Origin of the sequence: Methylomonas sp. AM2-LC (genome assembly GCF_039904985.1) — a bacterium.
In the GTDB taxonomy this organism is placed as follows: Bacteria; Pseudomonadota; Gammaproteobacteria; order Methylococcales; family Methylomonadaceae; genus Methylomonas.
Genome location: NZ_CP157005.1, coordinates 1,085,776 through 1,102,818, shown reverse-complemented (window position 1 = coordinate 1,102,818; position 17,043 = coordinate 1,085,776). Strand labels below are relative to the sequence as shown.

13 protein-coding genes are annotated in these 17,043 nt (G+C 42.1%); 3 read left to right on the top strand and 10 right to left on the bottom strand.

The features are described 5' to 3' along the window. The first annotated feature begins 6 nt into the window (after nucleotides 1-6). A complete protein-coding gene (yeiP, locus tag ABH008_RS05025) occupies nucleotides 7-573 on the top strand; it encodes an elongation factor P-like protein YeiP (RefSeq protein WP_347988759.1) in 567 nt (188 codons plus the stop codon). Between the two features lie 264 nt (nucleotides 574-837). Next, entirely contained in the window at nucleotides 838-3,084 is a 2,247-nt protein-coding gene (locus ABH008_RS05020) for a heavy metal translocating P-type ATPase (protein ID WP_347988758.1), read from the top strand. Nucleotides 3,085-3,154: 70 nt separating this feature from the next. Here ABH008_RS05020 and ABH008_RS05015 read toward each other — a convergent pair whose 3' ends face one another. The 10 genes from ABH008_RS05015 to rfbF form a co-directional block, all read right to left on the bottom strand. After that, a complete protein-coding gene (locus tag ABH008_RS05015; RefSeq protein ID WP_347988757.1) occupies nucleotides 3,155-4,384 on the bottom strand; it encodes a hypothetical protein in 1,230 nt (409 codons plus the stop codon). A gap of 50 nt (nucleotides 4,385-4,434) precedes the next feature. Beyond that, nucleotides 4,435-6,960: a 6-hydroxymethylpterin diphosphokinase MptE-like protein gene (locus ABH008_RS05010; protein WP_347988756.1), complete on the bottom strand. Its 2,526-nt coding sequence runs from the start codon at nucleotides 6,958-6,960 to the stop codon at nucleotides 4,435-4,437. 211 nt (nucleotides 6,961-7,171) lie between these two features. Continuing rightward, nucleotides 7,172-8,041: a flagellin gene (locus ABH008_RS05005; protein ID WP_347988755.1), complete on the bottom strand. Its 870-nt coding sequence runs from the start codon at nucleotides 8,039-8,041 to the stop codon at nucleotides 7,172-7,174. A 418-nt stretch (nucleotides 8,042-8,459) separates the two neighbouring features. Beyond that, nucleotides 8,460-9,389 (bottom strand): NAD(P)-dependent oxidoreductase, encoded by a 930-nt coding sequence (locus ABH008_RS05000; RefSeq protein WP_347988754.1) that lies wholly within the window; start codon nucleotides 9,387-9,389, stop codon nucleotides 8,460-8,462. Continuing rightward, complete coding sequence (locus ABH008_RS04995) at nucleotides 9,380-10,282, bottom strand: hypothetical protein (RefSeq protein WP_347988753.1); 903 nt, start codon at nucleotides 10,280-10,282, stop codon at nucleotides 9,380-9,382. Before ABH008_RS04995 ends, ABH008_RS05000 begins: the two co-directional genes overlap by 10 nt. Next, nucleotides 10,275-11,081 (bottom strand): transketolase, encoded by an 807-nt coding sequence (locus ABH008_RS04990; RefSeq protein ID WP_347988752.1) that lies wholly within the window; start codon nucleotides 11,079-11,081, stop codon nucleotides 10,275-10,277. Before ABH008_RS04990 ends, ABH008_RS04995 begins: the two co-directional genes overlap by 8 nt. A 6-nt stretch (nucleotides 11,082-11,087) precedes the next feature. Beyond that, nucleotides 11,088-12,686, bottom strand: coding sequence for a lipopolysaccharide biosynthesis protein RfbH (gene rfbH / locus ABH008_RS04985; protein ID WP_347988751.1), 1,599 nt, complete (start codon nucleotides 12,684-12,686; stop codon nucleotides 11,088-11,090). Then, nucleotides 12,676-12,906, bottom strand: a complete 231-nt coding sequence (locus ABH008_RS04980; RefSeq protein ID WP_347988750.1) for a hypothetical protein — start codon at nucleotides 12,904-12,906, stop codon at nucleotides 12,676-12,678. The genes rfbH and ABH008_RS04980 overlap by 11 nt, the downstream gene beginning before the upstream one ends. Next, nucleotides 12,903-13,964 (bottom strand): CDP-glucose 4,6-dehydratase, encoded by a 1,062-nt coding sequence (gene rfbG / locus ABH008_RS04975; protein WP_347988749.1) that lies wholly within the window; start codon nucleotides 13,962-13,964, stop codon nucleotides 12,903-12,905. Before rfbG ends, ABH008_RS04980 begins: the two co-directional genes overlap by 4 nt. After that, nucleotides 13,961-14,737 (bottom strand): glucose-1-phosphate cytidylyltransferase, encoded by a 777-nt coding sequence (rfbF, locus tag ABH008_RS04970; RefSeq protein WP_347988748.1) that lies wholly within the window; start codon nucleotides 14,735-14,737, stop codon nucleotides 13,961-13,963. Before rfbF ends, rfbG begins: the two co-directional genes overlap by 4 nt. A 414-nt stretch (nucleotides 14,738-15,151) precedes the next feature. On the opposite strand from rfbF, the gene ABH008_RS04965 reads away from it, so the two are divergent. Continuing rightward, nucleotides 15,152-16,990, top strand: a complete 1,839-nt coding sequence (locus ABH008_RS04965; protein ID WP_347988747.1) for a tetratricopeptide repeat protein — start codon at nucleotides 15,152-15,154, stop codon at nucleotides 16,988-16,990. The last annotated feature ends 53 nt before the right edge of the window (nucleotides 16,991-17,043 follow it).

Here is a 17,043-nt window from a genome sequence, read left to right as displayed (position 1 = left end):
AAACTAGTGCCAAAAGCCAACGAACTTAAGCAGGGTACTGCCATTGAAATTAATGGCGAACCTTATATTGTTAAAAAAATCGAAGTTAGAAACCCATCTTCACGCGGTGCAGCCACACTGTATAAAGTCCGCTATGCCCATATGAAAACTAAACAAAAACTGGATGAAAGCTATAAAAGTGATGATATGTTGAAAGCGGCGGATTGCTCCAGAGTACCGGTGCAATTTTCCTATCAAGACGGCGACACCTATCATTTTATGCATAGCGAAACCTATGAGCAATACAGCTTAACCAACGAAGATATTGAAGAGCAAATTGATTATCTGAGTGAGGGATTGGAAGGCATAGTCCTGTTGTTAATGGATGATGTAGCACTGGGCGTGGAATTACCAGCAACCATTACCTTACAAATTGTGGAAACACCGCCTGCTATGAAAGGAGCCAGCGCCACCAGTCGCACCAAAACGGCAAAACTAACGACTGGACTGGAAATTCAGGTACCCGAATATATTGAATCTGGCGAATTAGTCAAAGTAAATACCGAGACAGGTAAATTTATGTCCAGAGCTTAATTGCACAATACGGCAAGCTCTTTGCGTACACTCTTTCAAACACTCGAAAGTGGTCTACTCACTTGACTTATACTTGCAAACTAAATACTTAAGGCGTATTAATATAAGCAACTTATTTAGTTTTGTAACTATTCAGATTGATGCTTTAAAACTTAAAAAACCAATGAGGTAGGATGGGTAGAGGGATAGATAAACCCATCCTACACCGAAAAGTTACTTAGTTTTTCAAGTTCCACGTTAATATGCTTTTACACTGAGACAGCCATGAATGCAGAGCCAACCAGCCTATCACCCACAGATCTACGCTTATCCATACTTGGCATGCGTTGCGCTGGCTGTATTGCCGCAGTCGACACCGCTTTACGTTCTGTAAACGGCGTAACAGACGTCAGTGTCAATTTTGCTGATCACTCTGCCAATGTTTCAGGCAGTCCCGAACCGGAATTGCTGAAAACTGCATTAAAAGCCGCTGGCTACGATGGTGCCATCATGGAAGGCTTTGAAGACCCTGCGGAAGAAGAACAGCAGGAAATGCAGCGTTACCAGGAATTATTAAAAAAAGCGGCCGTTGCTGGTGCGCTGGGCATTCCGTTAATGTTGGGAGCACATTTGGATTGGTTTCCAATGATGGGTACGCCTGAGGGTACCGGATTTTGGACAAAAGTTGCCTTAATCACACTGTTAGTTATGTATTATTCCGGCGGACATTTTTACCACAGCGCCATTAAATTATTACGTGTTAAACAAGCCAATATGGACACACTGATAGCGCTGGGTACGGGAGCGGCATGGCTATATTCCTGCATCGTGATCGATTACTCACAACTATTACCACCCATGTCAGCGCATGCTTATTTTGAAGCATCAGCCGTCATTTTGGCTTTCATTAATCTTGGCAATGCCTTAGAGACGCGTGCACGTGGCAAAACTTCTTCCGCCATACGCGCCTTAATCGGCTTGCAGCCCCGTACCGCCAGAATCGTTAGGGACGGACAAGAACTGGATATTGCCATTGATCAGGTAGGACTTGACGAAACTTTACGAGTAAGGCCCGGCGAAAAAATTGCGGTTGACGGCGTAGTTTTAGAAGGTCATTCCAGCGTGGATGAAGGCATGCTGACAGGCGAGCCCATACCGGTAGAAAAACTGCCGGGCAGTAGCGTCGCCGCTGGCACTATCAATCAACAAGGCAGTTTTTTATTCAAGGCCACCCGCATAGGCCGGGATACAGCATTGGCACAAATCATTCTTAGTGTTCGCCAAGCGCAAAACAGCAAACCCGAACTAGCACGCTTGGCCGACAAAATATCCAGCATTTTTGTTCCAACCGTTGTCGTAATCTCGGCCTTTACTTTTATGCTGTGGTGGATAATAGGCCCCGATCCGGCACTAGGCTATGCCTTTGTTACCTCTATGACAGTTCTAGTCATCGCCTGCCCTTGTGCTTTAGGTTTGGCTACGCCCATTTCTGTCATGGTTGCCGTGGGTAGAGCTGCGCAAATGGGTATTTTAATTCGTAAAGGTGAAGCCCTGCAAACCGCTGGTAAACTGACGTGTGTCATTCTCGACAAAACAGGAACCGTCACAACGGGCAAACCCAGCGTAGCGACTATTAAAGCGTTTGGCGATTATAGTGAAGACCAAATTTTACAACTTGCGGCCAGCCTGGAATCAGGTTCGGAGCATCCGTTGGCTGCGGCACTGCTTAACGCGGCCACTGAAAAGAAACTGAAGTTAAACAAAGTCAGGAAATTTCAGGCGATTGCCGGACATGGAATTACTGGACGTATTGCCGATCAAACCTACTGGTTTGGTAATCAAGCTCTATTAACTACCCAACAAATAACCACTGAGGAATACCAATCCACTCTGGAAAGCTATGCTGCTGAGGGACAAACACCCATGTTATTGGCCCATGAGCAAACCGTTATCGGCATCATTGCGGTTGCTGATCCGATTAAAACAGATTCCACAGCAGCTATAAGAGAACTGCAACGACTGGGGATACGCTTATTAATGGTAACCGGAGATAATTCTATAACCGCTCAGGCTATTGCCAAACAGGCTGGCTTAACTGAAATACGCGCACAGGTATTACCCGCCGATAAAGCCCAGGTAGTAAAAGAATTGCAAGCACAAGGAGAAGTTGTGGGCATGGTCGGTGATGGTATTAATGACGCCCCTGCCCTGGCACAAGCAGATGTGGGTTTTGCCATTGGCACTGGTACCGACGTGGCTATTGAAAGCGCCGACATTGTGCTGTTACTGGGTTCGTTGCTAAAAGTACCGGAAGCGATAAAACTTTCAAAATTGACCGTAAAAAATATCCACCAAAATTTGTTGGGCGCATTTTTTTATAACACCATTGGCATTCCTATTGCTGCTGGCTTGCTATATCCGTTATTTGGAATTTTATTAAACCCCATGTTGGCTGGAGCGGCCATGGCCATGTCTTCGGTGACTGTAGTCAGTAATGCCAATCGCTTACGGTGGATTAAGCTGGATAAATAGGGTTATTGTAAATATTAACAACTATTCTGCTTTTAGTGTCGGACTGCTTAGCAGAAGACGCTGTAAATACTCACTTAAGAGAATCGACACTCATTCGAAACAAAAACCCTCTAAACGCATCCCTTAGCTGCTGAATAGCCACCTGCTTATAAGCAAATTGCGCTTCGGGGTCCATGCCATGTACCACCATAGCGTGATCAATTTCGAATACAAATAATTGCCCATCGGCAGTTTCGGCACAATCGAGACACACATAATCCAGCTCGGTACGTTGACTAATTGCAGCCAAAGCTGCTTGATGGCGTTCGGCAAAGTTGGCAAAATCGGCTATAAAAGCCGCTTCTTCAGCTCTTTTTTGCCCATCTTCATACATGCCTGCATTGACATAATGAATCATCCAATGCGCTGAAACGGCCATGTGACAAGCAAATGCCTTACCGTCTAACAACGCTATGCGATACTTTCTGAACAAGCCATCGTTATTGCTATAGTCGATAAATGGCGACAGGAAGTATTCTATTACATCTACTCTGGAAAAATACGACTGTAAGTCTGCCATACTTTCCAGCTTTTCCAAATCTTTGCCAGCATGCGAACCAACCGGACGAATAATCAACGGAAAATCGCTGCCTGCCAATAAAGTCTGGATAGTGATTTTAGCATTGACTAAACCTTGCAATTTTTTGCGCGACAACCTGAGAGTGGGTGGTATAAACAAACCTGGCACATTTTGTAATAATTGCGCGGCGGCAAAACGTTCTACGCGTGGGATTTTATGCGGTGCATTAATTATGGGTTTTGGCCAATTTACTAACTCCTGTTGTAACTGATTGAGTAATGCGCTATTTTCATCCGCTTCACTAATCGCAACCATCATTACATCGTGCGTTGGCAATGCTAAAGCTTGCTCGGCGTTCACAAAATAATAAATCAGTTCTATATCGCTATTTTCCAGCAAACAATCCAGTGGGGTATTGGCGGCCAGATCACCTGCGGCCATTAGTAGTAATACGCACAGTTTTGCGGGCTTCTGCTGAGCAGAAAGATGATAGATATGTTGTATTTCCAATGCTTGAGATTGCATGGATAAGCCAATATCGCGTTGTCCTAAACAAAACATAATCGTAGATAAATTCATCCATAGATTAGGATCATTGTTTTGCGTTTGCAGCTTGGTTAATATTTCCTGACCGATAGGCAGTAAATCCTCTCCAGCAATATTGAGACGCAAAAAAGGAGCCAGTCCAAGAAATTCGGCGGCGATTAAATTTGCGTGATTTAAATGGCTTGGAGTATTCAAGTTAGCTCAGGGTCATAGAGTTTGAGATTACTGTTGGTTATGTAAACCCCTCAGCATACGAAATTTTTTGTGTCTGCTTTTAAACTAAGAATTTGCTTTTTGAGCAATAATGCAGCTTCCAGATTGGGCTTATTCAGCAGTATATAATCCAGCATTATCTCTGCGGCATCAAAAATATTCTGCTCAACATAGAGCATAACAAACTTTAGTTGCGTGACGCTATCGCCTGGAAACTGATTGATATAAGTGCTGTAAGCATCTATGGCCTGCATGATATTACCCCTCAGACGTTGTATTTCGGCGTACATAGGCAAATAAACAGGATTTAGCTGCGACAGACACTGCAGAGATATTTGTATTGATTCGCTATCATTTTGCTCGATACTGATAGCAGCAATTCTGATTAAGGCTTCCTCTAATAAAACATCTGCCGCCGCCACAATTTGCTGATAAGCATTCAACGCATTCGCTGGCTCACCTTTCAATTCTGCCAAATAGCCGTTAATTAAGTGTCGGTAAGGAACCCCCTGCTCAGCTTGTTGCTTATGTTTTTCCAAACCTGTTAGCAACGCCTGCAAATCCTCAATCTTTTTATGTTTAAACAATAATCCCGCGCGTTTTTTTAGTATAAATAAACTACTATGATTTTGGGCGTTAGCAAAATGCTGGGTATTTTTATCCTGCAAAATTGCTACAAAGTTTTGTTCAAATTCTGCTAACGTTACAGCAATCGCTTCTGGAATTTGTGTGTGTGCATATTTTTTCAGCCACAGACGCACTCGGCCATAACTTTTATCTTTGCGGCATTGCGCAATAAGTAGATTAAAATCGGCATGCTCTAAACTTTCTTGTTGTCTAGCCTCTACCCGGCTGATTGCATCGTCTAGCAAATTTAACAAGTTGGTCGTGCCTTCCAGATAAGCATCATAAAAAACATTGCCCATTTGTTTGGCTTCTTCGGCAGTCCATTCTTCATCAACAAAGGGTTTGGCCACTTTGATAAAGCGTCTTATGCCATAGATTTTTACCAAACGACTAAAATGTCTGTGTTCGCGCTTAAACTTTTTTTCAATCTGATCGAGCTGCTTTTTGTCTTTATAGTTTTCGATAATGCCTTGTGCGTTGTACATTTCGTCGTTCACTTTTCTGGCTTTTTCTGACAAATGGGCAATGGCATTGATCTGAAATCGGGCGCGTTTTAGTTCTTGCAAGGTTTTTTGATAAAATAAAGTATCTGCTGGTAAAGCATCAACTTTTGCCGCAACAATAGCTGCCACATCAACGCCACTTTCTTCCAAGTCAAGCGCATCAATTGGCAGGTATTCTATAGACTCTATTTTTGCCGCTTGCCCCGAAACATTGATTAATTGACAGCCGTTGCCACTAAGTTGTTTGGCTTGTACAGCCAGATTGGCTATGGCTTGCGAAAAATCCAAGCTGGTGGGTGCCATAAATCCGTCGTTGGTTTCCACTTGCAAAGAGGTAAGATTAAAACGCGGTCCGGCCAGTTGTTCATCACTACCTTTAGCATGGGTAAAGCCATCTCGGGTAAAACACAAATCCAGCCCGGCCAAAATAATGCGCTTAAAGCCAAAACAATGCGCGACATTGATAGCGGTATTCGTAACAGTTGGCCCTACGGAGCTAATATTGGCGAGATTTAAATCGGTTTTCCAGGGAAACCTTGCACCCAAATATAAGGCCCGCCCCGGCCATTGATTAACCAATGATGACACGGTGTGGTGCGAAAAGATAAAGGTAGTTTGGTTAGGAAAATTAAGCATTTCTTTACTGACATCGAAGCTTAATTCGGTGGGATCAACAGAAAAGACAAAGTCTGGCGCAATTTCGGCCTGAATTAATTGTCTGGAAATTCTGGACACCGCAAAGATAACCAATCGTTGCCTATTTAAGCGTACCCAGGAAATGGCGTCATCTAACGATGGCCCACCCGCTAGCAACACCACAGTTTTTTTAGCGAAGGCTTGTTCCAGTAATTTAGCTGGCAAAAGGGTGTCTGCTACATTTTTAAGCTGTCTGGAAATAAACGCTTCCGAGCCTAATTCAATGGTGTTAGTCCAATGCAGTTGCGATAACACCTCGGTAATATGCCAACTTAATTCGGCATATTCCTGAATATGATCATCCTCTGCACAAAAGGCATTATAGGATTGCACAGCATTGATATAAAAATAATCCCGTATTTTAAAGTTCTGAATGGTAATAACCCATTCATCTAAACTAATACAGGCGATACGCTCAGCATCCAGATCCGCCAACAGACCGTTGGCTGTTAGCGCTGCTAATACGGATACCGGTTCTATAAAAATATACCGAGAACCTTTTGGTAACTGATTTTTCTGAATATAGTGCGGCAATAAACCAGAATCAGTTCCCACTACTATATACAGTGCATTTTCATTAAACAGTGTTTTTGCAAACTTCTTTTCAAACAATGCCTCAGCACTGGTTTTGACAAAGCTATCCCGATTAATATTGAAAAAATACGACTCGCCAAAGCGATTTACACTGAGTGGCCCAAAATTATTTTCTTCTGCCAAACGTGTATTTTCCATTATCGGTTCTCAATTTTATTATCGGTTGTTATAAGATCACTCACTTATCAAACTCAGCACTTAGCAACTCATCTACCGGATCGCTCAGTTAATTCATAGTTGAACTGAGCTGAGTGTACACTCACTATTCGATAAATTCATCGTGACTCTTATAAGTAACTTAGCTGTCAGTAAAAAGCATAGCAGCAAAATACGATAAAAAAACTAAACCTTATTTCAATAACTGCATCACATTTTGGTTCGACTGATTAGCCTGTGCCAGCATAGCCGTACCCGCCTGCTGCAAAATTTGTTCCTTACTTAATGTTGAGGTCGTTGCCGCAAAATCAGTATCCCGAATTCGAGAGCGAGAAGCCGATTGATTGGCAATAGAGTCTTGCAAATTAGTGATGGTATCGGTAAAACGATTCTGTAAAGCACCCAGAGTTGCGCGTGCGGTATCCAGACTTTTAATGGCTATATCAATCGTGGAAATGACACTTCTGGTATTCTGCGAAGTGGCTCCAGACCCGATTGAGAGTGTTGCCGCTGCGCCTCCTGTTCCCTGAAGCGCCATAGCACTAATACCGGAAGTAAGCAATAGATTACCTACATTAACCGAAATCTGATTGGTCGAGTTTACATTTGCACCGATTTGAAAATTGGTATGGCTGAGTGAACCATTTAAAACGGTTTTACCATTAAATTGGGTATTACCAATAACACGTCCCAATTCGCGGCTTAATTGTTTAAACTCCGTTGAAAGTTGTTCACGATTTGCACTACCTACGGTACCAAAGTTTGAGGCTTGTACCGCCAGATCGCGCATGGTTTGCAAGGTACTGGTCAAAGATGCCATAGCCCCATCTGCAGTTTGTACCATAGAAATACCATCGTTGGCATTCTGTACAGCCACTGTCATACCGTTAATTTGTGAGGTCATGCCATCACTGATCGCTAAACCGGAGGGGTCATCCGCCGCTGAATTGACACGTAAACCCGAAGACAACTGTTGCATAGCCGTTTGCAACGCATTTTGGGTTTGATCCAAATAGCGTTGGGAGTTTAATGAAGCTATATTCGTTGTGATTATCATTGCCATGATCTTTTCCTCAATAAATCTTGAATGCGAGACATAAATGTCACTACCAAATACATATCAAGTTCTATGCCATAAAACAATTTATTTTATATATCAATAACTAATAAAAAATAACAACTTATTTACTTAATTAAACATAATTATTTTCTGGCAACCTTTATCCTAATTATGACCTTCCACATGGTGGTTAAGTCAATATTTTGACTTCCGCAATGGAATATCTGGCAAAACTTAAGCTGACAGCCTCTATTAGTAAAAAAGTTACTATGTGTCAAAATTCGGAGATGGAAAGAAATTTCCGCCAACTATCGGCAAAATTATGCCACTTAATGCGAACACTGGTTTATGCCAGTCAAGGAATTTAGCTGTTGACCCTGAAGAACGGGTCAAAGTACTGCTTTCAGATTGCTGATATTATTTAAATCAGCGAATGCTCTATTATCAACTGAGACTCCAGAAGCACTCCTTCCAGCGAAGAATACTTTGGCGAGTATCCAAAGGCAGAAGCTTTGTGATTAAGTGAGTAATAATGGGCTTTATTACCCGTGGCATTCACTCCTGCAGCCTCAGCAACTTCATACTGCAACTGAAATTTTTCTTGCATGGTAGCCAGTAAAGTTGGCTTGTCTATTGGCGAGCGGCTGTAACAATCCACTACATCGTTGGCAGGTGGTGCAGAAAGTAGCGCTTGAACTAAGCCATAAAAATCAGAGGGGTGCAGAAAATCCCTTACTATATAATCCGGCGATGTTTTAAGGATAGTATTGTCTCGAATAGCGCGAAGAATATCGGTAATTAAAAAGCGTGCAGACAAATCTTGAGTATGACTAAAATAATTAAATACGCGAATATCCACGATAGATAAAGTAGGAAATGAGCGATGTCGGCATTCGGCATATAATTTGGCAACACCGTACCAATCATGTGGGGTTAAATTATTAACGGGAATATTGGCTACTGTTTCCTGAGTAGCGGGTTTTTTGAATCCAGATCCATACACAGCACCACTGCTCAAAAACAAATAACGACAATTTTCATGGGTCTGGAGATAGTCCAGCACCAACTCATCGAAGCGTAGTGTTATATCAAAGATAGAATTACCGAGTGCCTGTGCTTTGACGGGGTTACCCACGCCAACAAAATTTATAATAGCATCGTATTCTTGTAGGCCAAACTCTGTAAAACTAGCAGCCACATAGCGTCCAGCCAAACCGACTGATAATAGCCAAGCATTCACTTTATCTGCATTACGGGCAAACAGATACAGTTTTATATCGTTAGTTTCAGAATATGCAAAAATCAAATCTTTAGCAATTTCGCTGCTGGCACCCAGAATGGCTATTCGCATAACAACGCCTCAGTCAATCCTCCTTGTTGATTCATGGTCGATTGCTTTGCCACCATACCACACACTTTTGCATCCAAAGCTTTGATGTTAATTTTTGCCAATAACTGTGGCTGGCTTGAGATGGACTCTAACAGCCAACTGCCAAAACCGCCATCCATAAGATGATCTTCAACAGTAATGATGCGTGCATAATTCTCAACTTGCTGGGCTTGATTTTTTTTGGTCTGCATGCTCCACAAGGGCATGGAATGGAGTGAAATACCTTGAAAATCGGCTCGCTGACTCCAAAGTTGATTAACCAGATCAAGCGTGCCACCAGTAGTTAAATAAGAAACGCCGCCGTTTATTCCGGCACGGATAGCTAGCCATTTACCGGGTACAACTTCGGGTATTTGAGTATGAATACAAGGTTCTCCAGCCTTACCTAAACGCAAATAACTAGGCTGTGGATTGGCGACTAAATAACGCATGCAGCCCCGGACTTCCATGGGGTCACCAGGGGAGGCTATCACCATATTAGGCATGGTACGAATCAGTGCATAATCTTGTACGGCATGGTGTGAATACCCCAAATTTCCATAGGCCATACCTCCGCCAACAGCTACTACGGTAACAGGCAACTGATGGTAATCAACATCGTTACGTATTTGTTCTGCACATCTAAAGGTTGGAAAATTTGCAATTGAATAGGCAAAAACATGAAAGCCTTCAGAAGCTAAACCTGCAGACAGGCTCATCATATTTTGTTCTGCAACACCGGCATTAAAAAAACGTTTGGGGAAAAGCTTGGCAAAGGGCTCTACCGCACCATAGCCCAAATCACCTACCACTAACACGATATTGTCATTTTTTTCGGCCGCCAGTACCAGTTCATCAACAAATGCGTTACGCATTAGCCACCTCTAGTTCCGCCAAAGCTAAAGCCAATTGCTCATCATTGGGATTTTTATAATGCCATTCCACTTTGTTTTCCATAAAGCTGACACCTTTACCTTTGATGGTATGTGCTACTATGACTGTGGGTTTGTCATTTGCTGTATTACTGAATGCATTAAAAAGTGCTTGATGATCATGCCCATCAATTTCATGCACTGCACAGCCAAATGCTGTCAGTTTATCCACAAACGGTTCCAGACCAAGTGTATTGGCAATGGTATCGAGACTTTGTAGTTTATTATAATCAATGATGGCAACCAGATTATCTAGCTGATGATGGGCTGCGAACATTAACGCTTCCCAATTGGAACCTTCATCCATCTCACCATCACTAAGCACTACAAAAGTCCGCCAGTTTTCACCTTTTGTTTTGGCGGCTAAAGCCTTGCCAACCCCAAAGGGTAAACCATGTCCTAATGAACCGGTAGAAAACTCAACACCAACCACCTTGTGACTGATATGGTTCATTAGCCATGAAAAATCATCCCCATAAGTACTCAACAGTTGTTTGGAAAAAAAACCAACTTCTGCAAGCACCGCATACAAAGTTGTACAGGAATGTCCTTTACTCAAGATAAAGCGATCTCTTGCTGGGTAATATTGATTAGTCACATCAATATGCATTACTTCGCCATATAAAACTGCAAGAATATCTGCAATAGACAAGGCACTGGCAATATGAGAGGCCTTGGCCCTGTGTACCATTTGGATGGCGTCACGTCTGATTGCATTTGCTAATTTATGCGTTAATGACATTAGCAACTAACCCCCAAAGAATGCTTCAAGCTTTTCCACCACAAAACTTAGCATTTCTTCGGTTAACCCTGGGTAAACACCAATCCAGAAAGTATCGTTCATGATCTGATCGGTATTAGTTAGCTCTCCGCTAATCCGATAGGTCTGATACTTAAAGTAGGGTTGACGGGTAAGATTTCCGGCAAACAGCAAGCGAGTACCGATTTTGTGTTGATCTAAATACTTAAGCAAATCAACCCGTTTATGCCCTGAAGAATCGCGTAGCGTAATTGGAAAACCAAACCAGGAAGGCTCACTATTTGGCGTGGCTTCAGGCAAAATCAAGACCTTTTCCAGATTGCATAATCGGGTTTTTAGAAACTCAAAATTACGTTTTCGTGCCAATATAAAATCGGGTAACTTATCCATTTGCGCCAATGCACAAGCGGCTTGCATATCAGAGATTTTAAGATTGTACCCTAAATGCGAATAAGTATACTTATGATCGTAGCCTTGTGGTAACGAACCCAGTTGCCAGCCAAAACGCTTACCGCAAGTATCATCAGTACCAGGCGCACAAAAACAATCTCGCCCCCAATCACGGAAGGATTCGATAATTTTACGTAGTTTACGGTCTTTAGTGAACACAATACCACCCTCACCCATTGTTATATGATGGGCAGGGTAAAAACTGCAAGTAGCAATGTGACCAAAATTACCGACATGTTGACCGTTATAGGTTGAACCCAGAGCATCGCAACAATCTTCTATCACCCACAAATCATGTTGGCGCGCCAACTCCATAACGACATCAAGATTAAATGGATTACCCAAGGTATGAGCAATTACAATTGCACGAGTCCGTTCAGTGATGGCGGCTGCAATTTTATCAGCAGCGATGTTATAGGTGCCTAGTTCGACATCTACAAATACGGGTATCAAACCAGCATGCAGAATAGGATTTACCGTAGTCGGAAATCCAGCCGCAACGGTAATCACTTCATCGCCAGGTTTTAAAGCTCGCTCACCCAGCTTGTGCGAAGTCAGTGCAGTAAATGCCAATAAATTGGCCGATGAACCGGAATTGGTAGTCAGTGCGTAGGGCACACCCACAAACTCCGCAAAGCGCTTTTCAAATGCATCGTTAAACCGTCCGGTAGTCAACCAGCCGTCTAATGAAGCATCGACCATATTTTTTAGCTCGTCTTCCCCCAGCACTTTTCCAGAGGGTGGAACCACACTAGCTCCAGGTACAAAGGTTTTGGCTCGGTATTTTTGTGCGGCAAAATCGGTTATACCTTGTGTTATTAATTGTCGCAATACCCTCTCATAAGCGTTGTCACTTAATTTGGCCAAAGGTTTTTCCAAACGACTGACTTTGAGACTGAAGGTTTGGGTCAAATGAATATGATTAGCATATTTTAAAGGCGTATCAATGAAGTCTGTGCTTTGCAAAGCAAAGCCCTGAGCATCCTTGGTGGAAGTTCTAGTTATAAAAGCAATGCGCACATCATCATTTTCATCTTTTTCAGAAAGTGCTAAAACGGGCCTTTTTTTTAAATCGCCAGTTCCGCCCAATGAAAAAAATGCGTTATAAATACCGCCGGCAACAATATCAAAGCTCATTCCAGCAATCCTCTTCCGGGTTGTTTAATATGTTTTGAACAAAACCACTTTCGTCAAGACAATCAGCCGTGACGAAACCTTCAACCGTCTTATCAGGATTTAATGATGATTTTGGAACAACAATGACTTCAACTTCCTTACCCATTTCAGGGGGTAAAACAATATGTATAGTATGATTTGCATCTGCCGTCAGTTGCTGGCGTAGAACATTTGTAGTCATGAGGTCTTTTCCTTCATAAAAGCGCTAATTTGATCTAGAGTTGCAGATTTCATATTAGCACCTTGCTGCATTAATTTATGCCACTCTATAATTTTTTCCAGTGATTGCGACAGATTCCAAGTGGGATACCAACCTAAACGAGCTTTGGCTTTGGAGCAATCAAGTTTGAGGTAATGCGCCTCGTGCGGGTGAATTCCTGCATCAATATTCCAACTGGCTCCATCACCCCATTTTAATTTAAGTTGATCAATAATCCAATTTACTGGCTGAGCATCATGATCTTCTGGCCCAAAGTTCCATGCTTCGGCATACTCTGCGCCTGTCTGATAGAGCTTTTCCGCCAGCAACATATAGCCGGACAATGGCTCCAGAACGTGTTGCCAGGGACGAATTGCATGCGGATTACGTATCAATACCGGACGATGTTCTATGAATGCGCTTATTGCGTCTGGAATCAATCTATCCAGTGCCCAATCTCCACCACCAATCACATTACCTGCACGAGCGCTAGCCAAGGCCGGCCCCTGATCTTGAAAGAATGATTTGCGATAAGCTGCTGTGACAAGCTCAGCACAACCTTTGCTGTTACTATAGGGATCAAAACCACCCATAGGCTCGTTTTCTCTATAACCCCACACCCATTCTTGATTCTCGTAGCATTTATCACTAGTAATCATCACTAAAGCTGCCACACTAGAGGTGGCTCTTGCAGCTTCTAGCAGATTGACGGTACCCATTACGTTGGTGGAATAGGTTTCCACAGGATTGTTATAGGAATAGCGAACCAGTGATTGTGCGGCTAGATGAAAAACGATTTCTGGATTGAATTCCTGAAACACTGATCGTAACTTCTCAAGATCACGAATATCTCCTATCTTACTGATCATATCCTGTTCGACGCCAGCAACTTCAAATAACGCAGGTTGCGATGGGGGAGACAACGCGTAACCTAAGACATTTGCACCTAATGATTGCAGCCATAGTGATAACCAGCTACCTTTGAAGCCGGTATGCCCAGTGATTAAAACGCGCTTACCTGACCAAAAACGGGTATTCATATCCAGCTCTTCCAAGGTGCCTTGCCCGATTGCCAGAGCTCTTCCAAATGTTGTTTATCACGTAAAGTATCCATTGGATGCCAGAAACCGTTGTGCATATAGGCAGCCAGATTTCCTTCCTCAGCCAGTTTTTCTAAAGGTTCTCGTTCAAAAACGGTTCTGTCATCTACAATGTAATTTAAAATATCTGGGGATAGTACAAAAAATCCGCCGTTAATCAAGGCACCATCACCGGATGGTTTCTCTTTAAAACTGTCGACCTGATAACCATTTTTTATATCTAATGCACCAAATCGTCCAGGCGGGAATGTTGCTGACAATGTTGCTTTTAAGCCTTTTTCTTTATGAAAGGCAAGCAATTCCGTAATATTGATATCAGCCACCCCATCACCATAAGTCAGACAAAAAGCCTCGTCATCTTTGATGTAGTTTGATACGCGCTTAATACGACCACCCGTCATGGTTTCCTCGCCTGTATCAACCAAGGTTACTTTCCAAGGTTCGGCATATTGGTGGTGGACCTGCATCTGGTTTTGTTGCATATCAAAAGTAATATCGGACATATGCAAAAAATAATTTGCAAAATATTCCTTGATTACATAACCCTTGTATCCACAACAAACGATAAAGTGGTTTATGCCATGACTCGAATAAATCTTCATGATATGCCATAAGATAGGTTTGCCGCCAATCTCAATCATCGGTTTGGGACGAATTGAAGTTTCTTCACTAATTCGTGATCCTAAACCACCGGCAAGTATGACTGCTTTCATACGATGATTCCAACTAAAATGCGATAGTCATAAAATTGAAGTTTGCTAAAACTTAGCATTTTCTCTTTTGCTTAAAATAAATGAGATTAATTTTCTCATGCTAGTAATAGTATAGACCACTGTCACTTATTTTTTAGAGCCTAAGCTCTTTTATTATTGTCCATTACTATTCGGCTATACAGTGGAGATTAAATGTTTGCCTATTTTGATTTTGTTAGCAGTAACAATACATCAACACCAGCTATATTGATTGCAAAAAATTAAAATAATTTCAATAACCTATAAGCTGTTAATTTTGTGACGACCGTCTCATTATTAACTGGTATCACCTGATTTTTTAATGTAATATCAATTCATGCGTTTGGAAGATTGTATTCATCTAACAAACAGTTAATAAATATAAGCCCAAATTATATGCGCCATAAGACTCGACCCGTTCCAACAAAATTTTCTCATAATATCCATTCTGCTCCAGCATCTGAGCAAAACGAATTGATAGAATTGTTCACCATTGCTAACTGGCAAGGCTTAGAGTTAAAAGCCAGAATAATGGCTGAATCTTATCCAACGACATTGTTAGCCTGGAAAGCGTTGGGTAAAGCATTATTAATGCAGGGCAATTTATCAGAGGCTATTACGCCTTTATCTCAAGCCTTAAAACTAGCCCCCGTTGATGCCGATATACACAACGACCTAGGACATATTTTTGAGAGTCTTAATCGCAGTGAAGAGGCTGAAGCCAGTTATCGTAGTTCGCTTAAGCACAATCCAAAATTTGCTGAAGCTCATAACAATCTGGCAATTCTGCTAATGAATCAAAGTCGACTCACAGAAGCTGAAGAGCACTGTAGAAAAGCATTAAAAATTAATCCCAATTCTGCCAATTCTCACAACAATCTCGGTTGCATACATCGAGATCTCGGTCAGCTTAATCAAGCTTTATCCTGCTTTCAAAAGGCCTTAGAGATCAATCCAAATTACTTTGACGCCTGGTTCAATTTAGGTGTGACACAACAAAACCTTGAGCTAATGGACGAAGCACAAAACAGTTATTTAAAGGCTATTGCTCTAAACCCAAACGCAGAAATGCCTTTACAAGCACTGGGCTCTCTGCTCAGTAATGTTGACGGCAAAAATGATGTTGCCACCTACTGTTTAAATCGCGCCTTTGAGCTAAATCCTAATAATGCTGATACTTGTATAGCCTTAGGCAATTTACTGATACACACCGATCAAACAGACAAAGGCTGGACAATGTTCCGCCGTGCCAAAGAATTACGCCCACTTGCCACCCGACCAGCCAAAAAAGCAAAAGCCGATTTTTCAGTTTTACTACTTGACTCACCCATTGCCGGTAGCACTCCCTTAGATTACTTACTTAGCAACGCAGTTTATAATAGCAATTTTTACTGCCTTATCGAAGATGATCCGCAAAACTTCGATTTCCTCCGCGCCAATGGCGATGTGGTGATTAACCTGATCTCCGATGCTGATAATGGCAAAGACTTATTTCCGTTTGTAATTGATATTGCAGATCGAATTAAACGCCCGATTGTGAATCATCCGCGCCTGATCATGAATACTGATCGCGAATCAATGTCGAAACTTATCGATTCTATACCTCTATGCAAGGCACCTAAGACCAAACTTTTTAAAGGTACTACTTTGCTTGAGTATGCGACTAACAACAATCTGGCAGAGTTAACCATGCCAGTATTGGTACGTTTAGCCGGTGGTCACGGTGGTGACGATTGTGACAAGTTTACTGACTGTACCAGCATTATCAACTTTGTTTCCCAGCGCCCTGAACTAAACTATTACGTATCAGAATATGCAGACTACCAATCAGTAGATGGTTTTTTTCGCAAATATCGACTAATTTACGTTAATGGCGAACTGCTTCCGTATCATCTAGCCATTCATAATGAATGGCTAGTGCATTATTTTCGCACCGACATGAGCAACCAAGAGTGGATGCGCAAAGAGGAAGAAGCATTTCTTAATAATCCAGAGTTGGTATTCAGTCAAGCACAACAGATTGCGCTTAAAAGTTTAGCTATTTCAACAGGACTTGATTATTTTGGTATTGACTGTTCGATTGATAAAAACGAGAATGTGTTAATTTTTGAAGCCAATGCCACTATGCGCGTTCATTCCGAAAAGAATGAGATTTTCGCTTATAAGAACCCATATATTCACAAAATCAAGGAAGCCTTTGATTTGATGCTGGCCAGACTGGCTGCATCGATATAATCCTGACTAGCTGCTTAGCCTTTGATCAACGATCAGTTTCAGGATACTGTCAA

What these genes read in the sequence shown, in the direction of transcription:
- ABH008_RS04980 (WP_347988750.1), bottom strand. Translation starts at nt 12,906, where the DNA reads ATGACTACAAATGTTCTACGCCAGCAACTGACGGCAGATGCAAATCAT.
- ABH008_RS05020 (WP_347988758.1), top strand. Translation starts at nt 838, where the DNA reads ATGAATGCAGAGCCAACCAGCCTATCACCCACAGATCTACGCTTATCC.
- ABH008_RS05005 (WP_347988755.1), bottom strand. Translation starts at nt 8,041, where the DNA reads ATGGCAATGATAATCACAACGAATATAGCTTCATTAAACTCCCAACGC.
- rfbH (WP_347988751.1), bottom strand. Translation starts at nt 12,686, where the DNA reads ATGAGCTTTGATATTGTTGCCGGCGGTATTTATAACGCATTTTTTTCA.
- ABH008_RS04995 (WP_347988753.1), bottom strand. Translation starts at nt 10,282, where the DNA reads ATGCGTAACGCATTTGTTGATGAACTGGTACTGGCGGCCGAAAAAAAT.
- ABH008_RS05010 (WP_347988756.1), bottom strand. Translation starts at nt 6,960, where the DNA reads ATGGAAAATACACGTTTGGCAGAAGAAAATAATTTTGGGCCACTCAGT.
- ABH008_RS04990 (WP_347988752.1), bottom strand. Translation starts at nt 11,081, where the DNA reads ATGTCATTAACGCATAAATTAGCAAATGCAATCAGACGTGACGCCATC.
- ABH008_RS04965 (WP_347988747.1), top strand. Translation starts at nt 15,152, where the DNA reads ATGCGCCATAAGACTCGACCCGTTCCAACAAAATTTTCTCATAATATC.
- rfbF (WP_347988748.1), bottom strand. Translation starts at nt 14,737, where the DNA reads ATGAAAGCAGTCATACTTGCCGGTGGTTTAGGATCACGAATTAGTGAA.
- ABH008_RS05000 (WP_347988754.1), bottom strand. Translation starts at nt 9,389, where the DNA reads ATGCGAATAGCCATTCTGGGTGCCAGCAGCGAAATTGCTAAAGATTTG.
- rfbG (WP_347988749.1), bottom strand. Translation starts at nt 13,964, where the DNA reads ATGAATACCCGTTTTTGGTCAGGTAAGCGCGTTTTAATCACTGGGCAT.